Genomic DNA, 15453 nt, shown 5'->3' on the forward strand with positions numbered 1-15453 from the left:
ATGCAGCAATTCATCGAGATCTACGGCTTTCTCAGCGTCATTCTGCGCGGCTCCATCTCGGGGGCGCTGTCGCTCGCCGTCGGCGGCGTCGCCTTTCTCCTGCTCATCGCCGAACCGCTGGCGCCACGGCTCGGCGCGGCGGCGGAGCCCATAGCCGCGCGCGCCGGACGAATCGTTTTTTGGAGCGCGCTCGCCCTCGCCTGCCTCGTCTCTCTCGATGCGGCGGCGCTCGCGACCATGCTCGTCGGCGCGCTGGAGCTCTCCTTCGCGGATGCGCTCACCGCCGATGCGGTGAAGGCCGATGCGCTCGCGGCGGCGCCGGCCCTCGCGCTCGCCTTCACGATTCGCGGCGGCGCGGCGCGGCCCCTGCCCCTCGCCGCCTTCGCGGCGGCTTTGATCTGCGCCCGGCTCGGCGCCACGCACGCCATCAGCCGGCTCGACAATCCGCCGGGCCTCGTCGCCGCCGAGCTCGCACATCTCACCGGCGTCGCTCTGTGGATCGGCGGCATTCCCTATTTCCTCATGGCGCTGGCCCGCGCCCCGGACGGCGAGGCGCAACGCGCCATCGGCCTGCGCTTCTCGCATCTTTCCACGGTCGCCGTGGCGATGATCGCCGCCGGCGGCGTCGCCATGTCGATCGTCTATATCGGCGCGGTCGAGAATTTCTACGGCGCCGCCTATGGCGTGATGGTGGGCGCCAAAACCATCCTCTTCGCCGGCCTGCTGTCGCTCGGCGCGCTCAATTTCCTCGCCGTCCGCCGCTCCCCGGCCGATCGAGGCGCCTTCGCGCGGCTGCGCCGTTTCGCGGAGGTGGAGATCGGCGTCGGCTGGACGGTCGTTTTCGCGGCCGCCTCGCTCTCCTCGCTGCCGCCGGCCGTCGATCTGGCGCGCGACCGGGTGAGCTTCGCCGAGATCGTCGAGCGGCTGACGCCACAATGGCCGCCGCGCCTCGAGAGCCCGGATCACTCCACCCTCTCCGTCTCGCTGCCGCAGGTCCAGACCGCGCGCGCCGAAGATGCGACACAGACGAATGATGCGACCGCCGCCGCCATTGCGGCGCAGCGCAACGCCGAGGATATCGCCTGGTCGGAATATAATCACCACATCGCCGGGCTCTTCGTCGCCGCCATGGGGCTGCTGGCGCTGCTCGAGCATTGGCGCCGCCTTTCCCCCGTCGCGCGCCATTGGCCGATGCTGATGCTGGGCCTCGCCGGCTTCCTGTTTCTGCGCGCCGACGAAGCCGTCTGGCCGCTCGGCCAGCTCGGCCTCATCGAGAGCCTGCGCGACCCCGAGATCGCGCAGCATCGCATCTTCCTCGCGCTCATCATCGGCTTCGGAATCTTCGAGTGGCGCGTGCGGACGCGGCGCGTGAAGGCGCAATGGGCGCCGCTCGCCTTCCCCTTCATCACCGGCGTCGGCGGCGCGCTGCTGCTCGCCCATTCGCATGGGCTCTCCAACATAAGGGAAGAGTTTCTGATCGAGGTCACGCATACGCCGCTGGCGCTGGTCGGCCTGCTCGCCTCCTCGGCCCGCTGGCTGGAGATACGCCTCGAAGGCCGCGGCGCGCGCATCGCCGGCATCGTCTGGCCCATCGCCTTCACTCTGGCCGGCCTGATGCTGCTCGCCTATCGGGAAGCGTGATTTCACTCATGCAGAATGTTCATGCGCCCATGAAAATTCTGCATTTTGGACCCCGAAAGCTCACGACTTAGAAATTCCCGACGGCGAAAAGCCGAATGGCGAAAAGCCGCATGGGAGGAACAAATGACGATTCTCGCGGAAGTCTTGTCAGCGAACGACAAATATGTCGCGGATTTCGGAGACAAGGCGCAGCTCGCTCTGCCGCCGGCGCGGCGCTTCGCGATACTGACCTGCATGGACGCGCGGCTCGACCCGGCCAAATACGCCGGCCTCTCCGAAGGCGACGCGCATGTGATCCGCAACGCCGGCGGGCGCGCGTCCGACGATGCGATCCGCTCGCTGATCATCTCGCACAAGCTGCTCGGCACGCTCGAATGGTTCGTGATCCACCATTCCGATTGCGGCATGGAGCTGTTCTGCGATGAGGTGATGGCCGATCTTCTCGACGACAGCCTGGCGACGGCGGCCTTCGACGGGACCGCATGGTCCAATCCCCAGCATGGCGGCGGCTGCACGGCGGGCCATTTCGTGAAATGGCTCACCATCGAGTCTCAGGAGGAGAGCGTCTATCAGGATGTGAAGCGCATCCGCGAGAATCCGCTGACGCCGAAGAATATTCCGATCTACGGCTTCATCTATGATGTGAAGAGCGGCAAGCTGATCGAGGTCCCCAAGGCGACAGAGGCGGGCCGCGCCTGACGGTCCGAAAGAGCCGAAACCAAGAAGCCCGGCGCCGCACGCTGGGCTTTTATTTTGGGAGCCCCGTGGTATTTCGAGCTGTGTCTCGGCCTATCGGTTTCGTGTTATGGGTAAAAAGCCATTTTCGAAAAGCCCGCCCGATCTCATTCTCGGGCCTTTGCCCGTCAAGATCATAAACCGCGTCCTGGAACTCGAGCTGGAGCCCGGCGTCGTAATCTTGTCGCGTGGAGCGCAGAGGCATGCCTTTCGCCAGCACGGAGAAGATTACGCCAAATGCCAGCCGCACGTCTCGTCGATTGTCGCGGAGCCGCTCTACATTGGCGATGACTTCAAGAACCACGGAAAAATCGAGCTGGTGGGACGCGTGATCGCGGCGGAAATCATCGTGCTCGTGGCGGTCAATATCGAACGCGACCGGCATGGACGATATCATATCGCCAGCTTTTACCCGATCTCTGAGGAGAAGGTTCAGAATCGGAAACGAAAAGGTCATCTCAAATGCGCATTTTAGGCAATCCGCGCCGCGCAAAACGATAAAGGCTCCGCTTTTGGCGGAGCCTTTAGAGTGCGATGTTATCTCGCCGGACGCCCAGCTCCGGATCTCTTCGCCGATAAAACCCCGTCTCAGGACAGAATTTTAGCGCTACTTTGCCATGAGAGCGCTAGACCTCATGGCGCGTGAGGAGGCCGTTCTCACCTCGAAATCTCATCGATACGATATGTAACACTGCGGGACCACGAGTTCAATCCCACGTCGCGACTGGTCGCCGCCGCCACATCACATCTTGCAGTTGGCCGCGCTCGGCAGAATGGAGAGCTCGGTCATCTCGCCAGTGAGCGCGAAATCGCCGTAGTCGAGCTTGAGAGCGCGGGAGACGCCATTCTCATAGAGGTCGAAGGACAGCACATAGACAGGCTGCTCGTCGCGCTTGCCCGGCTCGAAATAGGAGATCGACACCGGCCAGCGCTTGAGCCCTTCGAGCTCCTTGATCTGCGCGGCCTTTTCGGTGACGACGCTGCTGGTCGGCCGGCCGATGACGCTCATCGTGTCGAAGACCTTCTCGCCGTCGCCGGAGCCGTCGAAGACCTTGGCCTCGAGAATGCGCTCATCGGTGAGCGCCGCGGCTAGGATATGGCGCAGATGCTCGGTCGGGAACAGCGCGCCGCCGTCCAGCGAGAGCTGGGACTGCTTGGGCCGGGCGAGATCGACCGAGAGCGCGGCGCCGGTCTTCTTTTTGGCCTTGCCGTCTATGTCCTCGGCCTGGACATTGTCCAGCTTGGTCTCGATGCGGAAACGGAAATCCTTGCCGTCGCCGGCCTCGAAAGTGGCGGAGCGCATGTCGGAGAGGCGCGGCGGGCCTTCGGCGGGCTGCAATTCAGTGATCTGGCGGAAATTCTGCACCCAGCCCTCGCAGGAGGAGCCGGTGAAATCGAAAGCGATGCGGCCGCGCGCCGAGGTCGGCGCCTTGCTGCCCGAGGCCTGCGCCAGCGTCAGATCATAGACGGCGCGATGCGGCGTCAGCTGCGGATGGCCGGCGACGGCCGCCACAGTGGCCGCGCTCTCGGCATGGGCGGCGAGCGCGAGGAAGGAGGCGCAGGCAAGCGTCGCGCCGATGAGATATTTTGGAGCCATTTGGGGTCTTTCTCCCTCTGTCGCGCTCTTGGTTGGTTACGGTCCGGCGTCTCCCGGCGCTTCGCGTCGACGACGACAGGGGCCGGAGGCTCTATCTTCGCTCCGGCGTGTCGTCGCGGCGCGGCGCACGCGCTGCCGACCACTCTATCTCGGGCGAGCAAGATGTCGAGGCGAAGTCTCGCTCGACGCATTGCCTCCCGACCTTGGCCAAATTACGGTCGGCGGCAAAGCTGCAAGTTTCTTCAGAGATTCGGAAAGGATGGCGCAATGTCCGACACAGCGAAGACGCCGCTCGAAAAGCTCGAGGCGCTGGGTCTAACCCTCCCCACCCCGGCGGCGCCGGTCGCCAATTACGTGCCCTGGACGCGCTCCGGCAATCTCGTCTTCGTCTCGGGACAATTGCCGGTCGGCCCCGGCGGCGCGATCGATCCCGCGCATAAGGGCAAGCTCGGCGCATCGGTAGCGCTCGAGGCCGGCCAGGCGGCGGCGCGCGTCTGCGCGCTCAATCTTCTCGCTCAAGCCTCCGTCGCGGCGGGCGGCGATCTCGCCAAGCTGCGCGTGCTGCGGCTCGGCGGCTTCATCAACAGCGCCGGCGATTACGGCCAGATTCCGCAAGTGCTGAACGGCGCCTCGGATCTCGTCGCCGCCGTGCTCGGCGAGAATGGACGCCATGCGCGCTTCGCCGTCGGCGTCGCACAGCTGCCGCTCGACGCCGCGGTGGAGGTGGACGCGACCTTCGAGATTTTGGAGTAGCCGATGAGCCCGGGCGGCGGCGGCCATTACCCTTGGCTCACGGAACACAAAATCGCGCATAGAGGCCTGCACGATCTCGCAAAAGGCGTGGTCGAGAATTCACTGTCGGCGGCGCGCGCCGCCGCCTGCGCCGGCTACGCGATAGAATGCGACGTGCAGGCGAGCGCCGATGGCGAGGTGGTCGTCTTCCACGACGAGACGTTGGAGCGCCTGACCGATGCGACCGGCCGTCTCGACGCGCTGACTCGTTTCGAGATCGCGCGGCTCACATTGCGCGGAACGCGCGAGGGCGCGCCGACGCTGCGCGATCTTCTCACGACGATCGGTGGAAATGTTCCTCTCTTCATCGAGATCAAGAGCCGTTTCGACGGCGATCTCGCTCTCGCGCGCAATGTCGCGGATATTGTCGCGCATTATCGCGGCGCAGCGGCGATCGAGAGCTTCGACCCCGCGCCGATCGCCGAATTGCGCGCGCATTTCGATAGGTTGGGCGTTTCCGGCGTTCCGCTCGGCATTGTCGCGCAGGCGTCTTATGTAGGGCCGGACTGGAGCTTTCTCACCGCCGCGCAGCGGGAGGAGCTCACGCAATTCTCCCATGTCGCGCGCACGCGGCCGGATTTTCTCTCCTGGAACGTCGCCGATCTGCCGCATGCGATTCCGCGCCGCTGCCGCGAGGAGCTCGGCATTCCGGTGACGACATGGACCGTGCGCAGCGCGGAACAGGCGAAGGCCGCGCTCGCCTTCGTCGATCAGATCGTCTTCGAGGGATTTGCGCCCTGAGCGGCCTCGTCCGACGTCGTTTTCCGTCATAAATCTATCGTCGAGTTCGAGCTACGATCGAGCGCTTTTTTTATTTGGAGCTCGAAAATGATTATCGAATCGAAGTTCGACGACGCCGAATTGCGCGACCAGATCCGGTCTGGACAGGCTGCCCCGCATCCGACGCCGGATCCCGCCCGTGTGGTCGACCAGATCGTGCATCGCGTGCGCGCCGGCGCGGGCGTCGATTTCGACGCCTATGAAGCGCTGATCGGCGCGAATGATCTCGTCGAGATCAATTATCTCGAACGCGGCCTCATGGCTGCGCGCGCCGTGTGCCGCATCAACGCCCCGGCCCTCGTCGGCAATGGGAGCGAATGGGGAACGGGCTTTCTGATCGGCCCGCGCCTGCTGCTGACCAATAATCACGTATTGCCCACGCCGGAGGACGCGCTGCGCGCGACGATCGAGTTCGGTTACGAGCTCGACGGCTCGGGCCGGCTGCGCCGCAGCACCCGCTTCGCCCTGTCGCCGCAGGACGGCTTCATCACCAGTCGGAGGGATCGTCTCGACTATACGATCGTCGTCGTCGCCGAGCGAAGCGAGGACGGCGCCGCGCTCGCCGATTTCGGCTATCTGCGTCTCGACGCGCGCACCGGCAAGATCGACACTGGCAATTACGTCACGATCATCCAGCATCCAGACGCGCGCACGAAGCGCATTTCGCTGCGAGAAAACAAGATCGTCAAATATGGCGACGAGAGAGATTCTTCGAAGGACGACTTCCTCTGGTATTCGTCGGACACCGCGCCCGGCTCCTCCGGCGCGCCCGTGTGCACGGACGCTTGGCAGGTCGTCTGCCTCCATCACGCCGGCGTGCCGGAGCGCCTGATCGTCGATGGCGTCGAGCATTGGACGCTCGCCGACGGATCGACCGCCCCGGCGACGGCGGCGCGGCGGCTCGCGGGCGAGAAGATCAAATGGATCGCCAATGAGGGCGTGCGCGTGTCCAAGCTGCTCGCCGACCTCGAGCAGCAGGTCAAATCCTCTGCGACGCCGCACTCGACGCTGATTGGAGACCTGCTCGCCGACGCATCCGGCGTTGCGCCCTTTCCGGGCGCGCAGCCCTTGCAGAGCATCGTCGGCCCGCCGATCATCGGCGCTCCGGCGATCCTCGTCGCGCAATCGGCCGCGCTGGAAGCTGCGCGCGCACCGAAACGGCGCACGCATCCGGCCAATTATTTCGACGGCCGAAAAGGCTATGATCCGAACTTCCTCCCCGCGGCGGTGCCCTTGCCAGCGCTCGGCCCCGACGCGCTGCGCTTCGGCAGCCCGGCCAAGATCGCCGGCGCGTCGGACGACGTTCTGCGCTATCTGCACTTCTCGGTCGTCTTCAATGGCGCTCCCAATCGTAAGCTGGCCTTCTTCACCGCCGTCAACATAGACGGCGCCAAATGGGTCAATCTCGATCGCGGCGCCGACGCCTGGTACTATGACCCGCGCCTGCCCGAGGAATTGCAGATCGGCGACGAGCTCTATGGCAACGAGCCCGTGCCGGGGAAGAACTACTTCGACCGCGGCCATCTGGTGCGCCGGCTGGACCCGGTCTGGGGCGCGATTCGCGAAGCCAAACAGGCGAACGACGACACCTTCCACTGGACCAATTGCTCGCCCCAATATTGGGGCTTCAATCAAGGCGCCGACCTCTGGCAGGGACTCGAGAATTTCATTCTCTACAATACCGACGAGGAAGATATCCGCGCCACCGTCTTCACCGGCCCCCTGTTCCGATCCGACGACGAAGAGCATCGCGGCGTGCTGATCCCGCAGTTCTTCTGGAAAATCGTCATTGTCGCCGACCGCAGGGGCGCGCTCTACTCGAGCGCCTATATCGTCAGCCAGCAGGACTATGCTCTGAACATTCCTTTCGAGCAGCTGCCGGTAGGCCCGAACAGCTCGGAGCCCGGCCAGAACTTTCAGGTTCCGGTGACGAAAATCGAAGCGGAGACGGGACTGCGTTTCCCGGATGTGGTGAGAAGCGCCGACGTCTTCACCGGCCCGGTCGCCGGACGACGGCTGCGCACGCTGGCCGACGTGCAGCATCCGAGACGCTGACCTCGTCTCGGATGCTGCGGAGCATTCAAGGCGTCGAAGGCGCGGCGACCGAGGTCGCGACATGCGCGGCGAGCGCGTCGCGCAGCGCCTGCTCCTTATTGTGATCGAGCGAGGTCTTGAGCACGATGCCGCCGGTGCCCTTCACCGCATCGAGCAGCTTGTCGGCCGTCAGCTTGCGGATCAGCACGAAGAGAGCGGCGTTGCCGGGCTGCAGCGTCTCCGAGAGCTGCTTCATGAAGGCGTCGTTGATGCCGTAGTCGGTGAGCGCGCCGCTGAGCGCGCCCGCGCCCGCGCCGATCGCCGCGCCGAGCAGCGGATTGAGGAAGATGAGCCCGATCAGCGCGCCCCAAAAGGTGCCGCTCACGGCGCCGGCCGCGGTGGTGTTGAGGAGCTGGTTCAGCTTCACATGGCCGCTCGGCTCCTTCACCGCGATGACGGCGTCGCTGATCTCGATGACATATTCCTTCTGCAGCTCGAACAGCTTCTGCCGAATGTCCTCGGCCTTGGCCTCGGTCGGATAGACGATGACAACGAGATCGGACATGAAAGCTCTCCTCTTGTGACACGCATCCTCATTGAAGCGCGTGAACGTGTCGTTGCGACGACCGCGCGAATGCGAGACGACGAACGTGCGCTCCGCCGTCCCCGGCGAAACGCGCGAATGCGCGCATCGTTTCCGCTTCTCTCTATCTAGGGAGCTAGGGCTGAATCGAAACCAGCCGGCGCCATGCTACAGGCAGGCGATCGATAATATCGTCGGCGATGAGGCCGGCGCCGAAGTCATCCGCCGCGGCGGCGTGCATCCACACCGCGCAGGAGGCTGCGGCGAAAGGCTCCATGCCTTGCGCCAGCAGGCCCGCGACAATGCCGGTGAGAACGTCGCCGGAGCCGGCGGTGGCGAGCCAAGGCGAAGCCTCCGCCAATATGGAGGCGCGCCCGTCCGGCGCGGCGACCACAGTGTCCGGCCCTTTGAAAATCACAATGGCGCCGATATCGCGCGCGGCGTCGCGCGTGCGCTCCAGCTTGGAGATGGGCGCGCCGCTGATCGTGCGCTCCCAGCGCTGGCCGTGAAAGAGCCGCGCGAACTCGCCGCCATGCGGCGTCAGCACGACCGGACCCGGCGCAGCGCGAATCGCCTCACGCAGACGATCCGGCGCGAGCGCGAAGCTGGTCAGCGCATCGGCGTCGAGCACCACGGCGCGGCGCTCCGACGATGGCGCGAGCGCGGTCTCGACCAGAGCGCAGCTCGCCTCGCCGACGCCGAGCCCCGGCCCCAGAGCGACGACATTCTTGCGCTTGTCCTCGAGCAGCGCCGAAAGCCCGGCAGGCCCGTCGGCGACGCGCAGCATCACCGCGGTCAGCGCCGGGGCGTTGACGGCGAAGGCCTCCTGCGGCGTCGCCAGAGTGACGAGCCCGGCGCCGCCGCGCAGCGCCGCCAGCGCGGAAAGCCGCGCCGCGCCCGTATGCGAGGCGCCGCCCGAGACCACCACTGCATGGCCGCGCGCATATTTATGACCCTCGACGCTCGGCAGGCGCAAAGCGTCGCGCCAGGCGGCGGGCTCGTTGACGAAGGTCTGCGGCTGGATCGTCTCCAGCACATTCGACCTTATGCCGATATGGGCGCAGGAGATCGTCCCGCAGCGCAGCCGGCCCGGCAACAGCAGATGCCCGCATTTCAGCCGGAAGAAAGTGACCGTCGAATCGGCCTGCACGGCGACGCCGCGAATGGCGCCGCTGGTGCCGTCGACGCCGGACGGAATGTCGATGGCGATGATCTTCTGCTTGGTCTCCTCGCGCCAAGCGTTGAGGCGCAAGATCAGTTCCGCCGTCGGCCCGTCCAGATCACGCGCGAGACCCGTGCCGAACAAAGCGTCGATGACGAGATCGACGCCTTTGAAATCGCAAGTGGCGGCGTCCTCGACGCGGCCGTCCCAGCTCGCCGCGGCCAAGCGCGCGTCGCCATTGAGCGTGTCCGGCGGCGTGAGCGCGGCGACGCGCACCTTGAAGCGCTGGCTGCGCAATATGCGCGCGGCGACATAGCCGTCGCCGCCATTATTGCCCGGCCCGCACAGCACCAGCACACGCCGCCCCGCCGTCTTCACCAGAAAGGCGGTGGCCGCCGCGGCTATGGCGGCGGCGGCCTTCTCCATCAGCGCCATGCCGGCGACGCCGCTCTCTATGGTGAGGCGGTCGGCGCGCGCCATTTGCGCTGTGGTCAAAAGTTCGGGCGGATAGGGTCCGAGCGGCATGGCGCGATGGTGGGCGAAACCGCCCCGCTCCGCAACGCCTTTTCCCCGCTACAGCCCAAACCCGCGCTTTTTTGACGCGTTTGCGCCAGCGGCGCGGCCGGGCGTCGCGCCTCGAGAGCGCGGCGCCGAATCGACGCCGCGCCGAATTGTGGCTCAGGGCGCGCCTTGAGGCTGCACGTCGAAATGCAGCATCATGCCCATGTCCTCATGCTCCACCAGATGGCAGTGATAGGGATAGACCCCCGTATAGCCGCGCGGGAAATGCACGAGCAGCTCGACCAGCTCGTTGGATTGGATCCGCACAGTGTCGTGACGGACGACGCTATCGAAATCGAGCCGCCGCTCTATGCGCGCGAAGACCGAGTTCTCGGAGGCGTCCTTGCGCAGGCGAAAACGCCGCAGCACGACGAAATTCACGAGATGCATATGGAACGGATGCATGTCGGGAAGGCCATCGGCGAGATGCTCCTGATCATTGCCGATATTGGCGACATACCAGCGCTCATAGCTGCCCTCGCGCGGACGGATGACGGCGCGCCCCGCCGCCGGATTGTGCCGATAGAGATGCGCGTAGCGAAAAATGGGCGGATAGCCGGCGGGATCGACATTGTCGGTGGCGAGCGGCCATAGCGGATCGGCATGGCGCGCCGCATGGGGCGGATTGGGATCGGCGGGCTCGAAGAAAAAGGCGCGCGAAACCTGATAGGCGACGCCCGCCGCGGGTTGGCCCTCCTCCCAAGGCGTCGCCAGCTTGGCGTCGAAGGGTACGGCGAAGGCGCTGGCGTCGCCGGCGGGCGCGGTGGAGGGCCGCAGCTCCCACATTTGCGTGTCGCGCCACGGCGCGCCGGTGATCGGATTGACCGGCTCGACATCGGCCTTGCCGGCGGTGTCATTCATCAGCAGCACGAAGCGATTGCGCACCACGGGCGCATCGGCGTTGGCGCGCGTCAATGCGGGCTTGCTGGCGTCCCAGCGGAAGCTCTCGTCGTCGGCGTAGCGCAACAAAATCTTGTCGAGCGTGACGCGATCGAGCGGCGACGCCGCAGCGGCGTGATGCGCCGCCGGCGCAGCAGCGCCCCCGGCCCCATGCGTATGCGCGGCGTCGACGATGCGGAACTCCATCACATTGGCGAGCGGCAGATCGGCATGCGGTCCGTCGCTCTTTTGCGTGAAGGCGATCGCCTTCAGCGCCTCCGGCGTTCCCGGCGCGAAGACGGAATTGGCGTCGTTCTGAAAGATCGGCTCCTGCTCCGGCTGCGCCGGGTCATAGCCGGCGATCGACAGATTGACGAGATGAAGAGAGCCGAGAACGTCATTGTCGATTTGCGTGAGATCGAGCAGGACGTCGAGACGCTCGCCCGGCGCCAGCAAGAGATAATCCAGCTCCTCGAGCTTCTCGCCGCGGCTGAACAGGCCGCCGTCATTGCCGATGGCGGTGAGAAGATCGCCATACCAGATCTTGCCGCCGATCTTGCCATCGGGATCGGCGAGCGTCAGCGCATAGCTGCGGGCGTTGGAGCCATTGAGGATGCGCAGGCGATAGATCTTGGGATTGACATGGGCGTGCGGCCACGGCCGGCCATTGACGAGGATTGTGTCGCCGAGAAATTCCGGCCGAATGAAAGAGCGCTTGCCGGTCGCCGGGTCCTTTTGCAGCGGCACGCCCTTCAAATAGCTCACCCCAGCGCCGTCGGCGTTCAGGCAGCGGTCCTGAATGACGAGCGGCAATTCCTGCGTCTCGTCGCCGATGAGATGGAACAGCTCAGCGTCCGAATTGTCGCGCACGAAATAGAGCCCCGCGAGGCCGGCGTGCACCTGCACCGCCGTATTGTCCATGCCATGATCGTGGAACCACAGCATGGCCGCGCGCTGGTCATTGGGATAGCAATAGGAGCGATAGGCCGGCATTCCATAGGGATTGCCCTCGAAGCTCGCCGGGCTCAGCGGCCAGCCGTCCGAATCTGGCCGCGCCTTGGCGCCGTGCAGATGGGCGACGACGCCGACCGGATAATTCATCGATTTATACTGGTCTATGTCCTCGGCGAGATCCATGGGCGGCGGATCGATCGGCGGCATAGCCAGCGAACGCGCGTCGCCGGGCTTTTCCGCCGGCATGGAGCCGATTCGGTTGATCCAGACCACCTCGAGCGGGCGCCCGCGCGTGACATTGACGATGGGGCCGAGATAATTCTCGAGGCTGACGGCGCGCTCCTGCGGCGAGCCCTGACGAATATAGCACCAGGCGTTGGGCGAAGCCGGCGCGGCGACCGCATCGGTAAATTTGACGCTGCGCGCCTCGACCGAAATGGCGATTTTCCCCCAGCCGCCGGTCTGGCCGGCGCCGATGACGTCGAGGGCGGCGAGCGGCAGGTGATTGTCGAATTTCATGAGCATGAAACGAAATCCTCGAGAGACAAAGAAATCGAACGCAAAACCGCGGACCGGGGAATGATCGCCTATATTATGGCGGACAATGTGGCGAGAATTGATCGCGCCGGCGAAGCTCGACGGATGTCCGACGCTCTGGATTGACGTTGGGCCGCGACTGCCGCAAGCTCCAATGCAATTTCGCGCTCGGTCTCGAATAGTCCCGACTATATCTCGATCGAATTTCGAGGAGATCGCTCCAATGGGAGATTTGACGCAGGATTTCTTCGCCGCTGTGCGCAGCGGCGTGCGTTGGAAGGACGCCTACGATCTCTGCAACGGCATGGACATGTTCGGCATGCTGCGCGCATTCGCTGGACTCGAGCCGCGCTACTTGCAGGAATTGCGCGCCCGCATGAACGAGTTCGACGTGTGGGGCGGTCCCAACATGCCGCGCATCCGTTTCGCCATGGACACGGTGCAGAAGCGCTCCCTGCCGACGCCGCCGCCCGGACTGCCCCAGGATCAGGTCCAGGCGGCGCGACTCTTTCTGGAATCGACGACCGCGCATCCGGTCGGCCCGGGCTCGCCCGCGCGAGCCGTGATCGAGAAATGGGCGAAACGCTTCACGACGGTCGGCATAGATCCCGGCGATCGATTTCTCTATCGCGGCGCGACCCCTTATCTCGCGTTGAAGCACAAGACTCAGGGCGGGATGACGCCGCTCGCGGACAAATGTCACGGGCCGGCGCTCGTCCGAGTGCATGGGCTGGCTGTTCATTGCACAGCGGGCGCGGCGGGACCCGACTGCTACACGGTGTCTCGTTATCGCTGCGTCGACACATGGAACAATAATGGCGCGAGCGCCCATTTCGCCATTTCCGGCAATGGCGACGTCGCGCAATTCATACCGACCAATTACATAGCCTGGGCGCAGGGTCCCGGCAACGACAATTGGATAAGCGTCGAAGTCGACAATGACGGACGCGCGCCGATGACGATCAATCAGCTCACCGCGACGAAACTGCTGTTTCAATGGGTGTGCAAGACATTCGCCACGCCGCGCACGGTGGCGACCGGCCATCTCGTGGGCGATCCGGGCTGGGACGACATCACGCGCGCGATCTGCGACGCTTCGGACGCTTCGGTCTCTATGTCACGCGCGGAAACGCTCGCTTCGCGCGGCCTCTCCTGTCATCGATGGCTGCAATTCGCAGGCGGCAAGCCCTGCCCCGGCAAAGGCATCCTCTCTCAGCTCGCGTCGATCGCCAAGCCCGGCGCCCTCTGCTGACGCGCCTCGACATTCACACCGAGGCGAGGCGGAACGGCGCGTGTGGCCGGCGCTATCGACCGGGCTGACGCCTCGCCCCTCGCGCCTCGGCCGCCGCCGTGCTACCTCCTCCCCATGCCCTCCCTCCCCCCGCAGGCGCGCGCGCTGCTCAAATCCGTGTTCGGCTATGAGGATTTCCGGCCCGGCCAGGCGGAGATCATCGCCGCCGTGCTGGCCGGCGAGCCCGTGCTCGCCATAATGCCCACGGGCAGCGGCAAATCCATGTGCTATCAGCTGCCCGCCCTCGTCGACGGCAAGCTCACCGTGGTCGTCTCGCCGCTCATCGCGCTGATGCGCGATCAGGTGCGGCAGATGCGCGCCTATGGCGTGCCGGCGGCGACGCTCAATTCCATGAACGACGCCGCCGAGAATGACGAGGCGCGCCGCGGCATTCGCTCCGGCGAATTGCGCCTCTTGTTCGTCTCGCCGGAGCGGCTGGTCATGCCCGGCCTCATCGCCGAGCTGCAGCGCGCCGGCGCAGCGCGCCTCGCTATCGACGAGGCGCATTGCGTCTCCGAATGGGGCCATGATTTCCGCCCGGAATATCGCGAGCTCGGCGCGACGGCGGCGACTCTCGGCGCGCAAGTCGTCGGCCTCACCGCCACCGCCGACAAGGCGACGCGCGCCGATATCGCCCAGCGCCTGTTCGCGACCAATCCGCACGTCTTTCTGCACAGCTTCGACCGGCCCAATCTGGCGCTCAATTTCGCCGCCAAGGACAGTCCGCGCCGCCAGCTGCAGCGCTTCCTGGACAAGCATCGCGGCGAGAGCGGCATCGTCTATTGCTCCTCGCGCGACGCGACGGAAAAGCTCGCCGCCTTCTTCGCCGAGCAGGGCCATGACACCATCGCCTATCACGCCGGGCTCGAGCAGACGCTGCGCAACCGCAATGGGGATCGCTTCCTGCAGGAGGACGGGATTATCGCCGTCGCGACCATCGCCTTCGGCATGGGCGTCAACAAGCCGGACGTGCGCTTCGTCGCCCATGCCGACATGCCGTCCAGCGTCGAATCCTATTATCAGGAGATCGGCCGCGCCGGTCGCGACGGATTGCCGGCCGACACGCTCACGCTCTACGGCCTCGACGATATGGCCTTCCGCCGCCGGCAGATCGATCAGAAAGAAGTGCCCGACGAGCGCAAGCGCATAGAGCATGATCGCTTCTCCGCGCTCGCCATGCTCTGTGAGACGCCCTCCTGCCGGCGCCAGACTCTGCTCGCCTATTTCGACGAGGAGAGCCCGCCCTGCGGACGCTGCGACGTCTGTCTCGGCCAAGTTCAGGTCTATGACGGCGCCATAGATGCGCAGAAAGCGCTGTCCGCCGCGATGCGAACGGGCCAGCGCTTCGGCGCCGGCTATCTCGCAGATATTCTCACTGGCGAGGCCAGCGAGGCGGTGCGTCGCAACGGCCATGACGGCATCAAGACCTTCGGCGTCGGCAAGGATCGCTCCAAGCAGGATTGGGGCGCGATCATTCGGCAATTATTCGCCGCGCGCGCTCTCGCGAGCACGGAGCATGGCGGCTTTCGCCTGACGCAAATGGGCGAGGATATTCTCTTCGGCCGCGCGCAGATTTCGCTGCGCCGCGATCCGCTGACAGCGAAGGCGCCGCGCGGCAAGCGCGGCGAGGCTCCGCGCGCGACGCCGCTGGACGAGCAGGAGGAGCGCGTGCTGGCGGCGCTGAAGAAAAAGCGCCTGGAGCTGGCGCGCGACGCCGGCCTGCCCGCCTATATGGTCTTCCCCGATCGCACTTTGATCGAGATGGCGTCGCGTCGTCCAGCGACGCTCGACGAGATGCGCCGCGTGCAAGGCGTCGGCGAGCACAAGCTCGCGCAATATGGCGACGCTTTCCTCGAGGCGCTGTCGGACGCGCTGCGCTGAGCCGGCCCTCTCGGCGACGGCGATAT

At 65.5% G+C, this 15453-nt stretch carries 12 protein-coding genes; 8 read left to right on the forward strand and 4 right to left on the reverse strand.

The features are described from left to right. The 3 genes from METLW3_RS0114070 (at window position 1) to METLW3_RS0114080 (ending at window position 2851) form a co-directional block, all read left to right on the forward strand. Window positions 1-1641, forward strand: coding sequence for a CopD family protein (locus METLW3_RS0114070; protein ID WP_024880531.1), 1641 nt, complete (start codon window positions 1-3; stop codon window positions 1639-1641). A gap of 123 nt (window positions 1642-1764) precedes the next feature. Continuing rightward, window positions 1765-2340 carry a carbonic anhydrase gene (locus METLW3_RS0114075; RefSeq protein WP_024880532.1) on the forward strand — a complete coding sequence of 192 codons (576 nt, stop codon included), beginning with the start codon at window positions 1765-1767 and terminating at the stop codon, window positions 2338-2340. A gap of 106 nt (window positions 2341-2446) precedes the next feature. After that, entirely contained in the window at window positions 2447-2851 is a 405-nt protein-coding gene (locus tag METLW3_RS0114080) for a hypothetical protein (RefSeq protein WP_024880533.1), read from the forward strand. A 267-nt stretch (window positions 2852-3118) separates the two neighbouring features. Here METLW3_RS0114080 and METLW3_RS0114085 read toward each other — a convergent pair whose 3' ends face one another. Next, entirely contained in the window at window positions 3119-3973 is an 855-nt protein-coding gene (locus METLW3_RS0114085; protein WP_024880534.1) for a cell envelope integrity EipB family protein, read from the reverse strand. A gap of 267 nt (window positions 3974-4240) precedes the next feature. On the opposite strand from METLW3_RS0114085, the gene METLW3_RS0114090 reads away from it, so the two are divergent. The 3 genes from METLW3_RS0114090 to METLW3_RS0114100 all read left to right on the forward strand — a co-directional run bounded on the left by METLW3_RS0114090 (window position 4241) and on the right by METLW3_RS0114100 (window position 7600). Further along, window positions 4241-4726, forward strand: coding sequence for a RidA family protein (locus METLW3_RS0114090; RefSeq protein WP_024880535.1), 486 nt, complete (start codon window positions 4241-4243; stop codon window positions 4724-4726). A 3-nt stretch (window positions 4727-4729) separates the two neighbouring features. Then, window positions 4730-5506 carry a glycerophosphodiester phosphodiesterase family protein gene (locus METLW3_RS0114095; protein WP_024880536.1) on the forward strand — a complete coding sequence of 259 codons (777 nt, stop codon included), beginning with the start codon at window positions 4730-4732 and terminating at the stop codon, window positions 5504-5506. Between the two features lie 87 nt (window positions 5507-5593). Next, the gene (locus METLW3_RS0114100) at window positions 5594-7600 is read left to right on the forward strand and encodes a DNA/RNA non-specific endonuclease (protein ID WP_024880537.1); all 2007 of its coding nucleotides are present in this window, start codon (window positions 5594-5596) and stop codon (window positions 7598-7600) included. 25 nt (window positions 7601-7625) lie between these two features. On the opposite strand, the gene METLW3_RS0114105 is transcribed toward METLW3_RS0114100, so the two are convergent. The 3 genes from METLW3_RS0114105 to METLW3_RS0114115 form a co-directional block, all read right to left on the reverse strand. Then, window positions 7626-8144 carry a DUF1269 domain-containing protein gene (locus METLW3_RS0114105; protein WP_024880538.1) on the reverse strand — a complete coding sequence of 173 codons (519 nt, stop codon included), beginning with the start codon at window positions 8142-8144 and terminating at the stop codon, window positions 7626-7628. 154 nt (window positions 8145-8298) lie between these two features. Then, a complete protein-coding gene (locus METLW3_RS0114110) occupies window positions 8299-9849 on the reverse strand; it encodes a bifunctional ADP-dependent NAD(P)H-hydrate dehydratase/NAD(P)H-hydrate epimerase (RefSeq protein WP_024880539.1) in 1551 nt (516 codons plus the stop codon). A 153-nt stretch (window positions 9850-10002) separates the two neighbouring features. Further along, window positions 10003-12243 carry a multicopper oxidase domain-containing protein gene (locus METLW3_RS0114115; protein WP_024880540.1) on the reverse strand — a complete coding sequence of 747 codons (2241 nt, stop codon included), beginning with the start codon at window positions 12241-12243 and terminating at the stop codon, window positions 10003-10005. Window positions 12244-12478: 235 nt separating this feature from the next. Between METLW3_RS0114115 and METLW3_RS0114125 the strand changes: the two genes are divergently transcribed. Both METLW3_RS0114125 and recQ read left to right on the forward strand, forming a co-directional pair. Then, the gene (locus METLW3_RS0114125; RefSeq protein WP_024880541.1) at window positions 12479-13507 is read left to right on the forward strand and encodes a peptidoglycan recognition family protein; all 1029 of its coding nucleotides are present in this window, start codon (window positions 12479-12481) and stop codon (window positions 13505-13507) included. A gap of 114 nt (window positions 13508-13621) precedes the next feature. Then, window positions 13622-15427, forward strand: a complete 1806-nt coding sequence (gene recQ, locus METLW3_RS0114130; RefSeq protein ID WP_024880542.1) for a DNA helicase RecQ — start codon at window positions 13622-13624, stop codon at window positions 15425-15427. Window positions 15428-15453 lie beyond the last annotated feature (26 nt).

This window comes from Methylosinus sp. LW3 (assembly GCF_000527115.1).
GTDB lineage: Bacteria > Pseudomonadota > Alphaproteobacteria > Rhizobiales > Beijerinckiaceae > Methylosinus.

Excerpts from the sequence above, each read along its gene's own strand:
- METLW3_RS0114070 (WP_024880531.1), top strand. The coding sequence starts at position 1 with ATGCAGCAATTCATCGAGATCTACGGCTTTCTCAGCGTCATTCTGCGC.
- METLW3_RS0114075 (WP_024880532.1), top strand. The coding sequence starts at position 1,765 with ATGACGATTCTCGCGGAAGTCTTGTCAGCGAACGACAAATATGTCGCG.
- METLW3_RS0114080 (WP_024880533.1), top strand. The coding sequence starts at position 2,447 with ATGGGTAAAAAGCCATTTTCGAAAAGCCCGCCCGATCTCATTCTCGGG.
- METLW3_RS0114085 (WP_024880534.1), bottom strand. The coding sequence starts at position 3,973 with ATGGCTCCAAAATATCTCATCGGCGCGACGCTTGCCTGCGCCTCCTTC.
- METLW3_RS0114090 (WP_024880535.1), top strand. The coding sequence starts at position 4,241 with ATGTCCGACACAGCGAAGACGCCGCTCGAAAAGCTCGAGGCGCTGGGT.
- METLW3_RS0114095 (WP_024880536.1), top strand. The coding sequence starts at position 4,730 with ATGAGCCCGGGCGGCGGCGGCCATTACCCTTGGCTCACGGAACACAAA.
- METLW3_RS0114100 (WP_024880537.1), top strand. The coding sequence starts at position 5,594 with ATGATTATCGAATCGAAGTTCGACGACGCCGAATTGCGCGACCAGATC.
- METLW3_RS0114105 (WP_024880538.1), bottom strand. The coding sequence starts at position 8,144 with ATGTCCGATCTCGTTGTCATCGTCTATCCGACCGAGGCCAAGGCCGAG.
- METLW3_RS0114110 (WP_024880539.1), bottom strand. The coding sequence starts at position 9,849 with ATGCCGCTCGGACCCTATCCGCCCGAACTTTTGACCACAGCGCAAATG.
- METLW3_RS0114115 (WP_024880540.1), bottom strand. The coding sequence starts at position 12,243 with ATGCTCATGAAATTCGACAATCACCTGCCGCTCGCCGCCCTCGACGTC.
- METLW3_RS0114125 (WP_024880541.1), top strand. The coding sequence starts at position 12,479 with ATGGGAGATTTGACGCAGGATTTCTTCGCCGCTGTGCGCAGCGGCGTG.
- recQ (WP_024880542.1), top strand. The coding sequence starts at position 13,622 with ATGCCCTCCCTCCCCCCGCAGGCGCGCGCGCTGCTCAAATCCGTGTTC.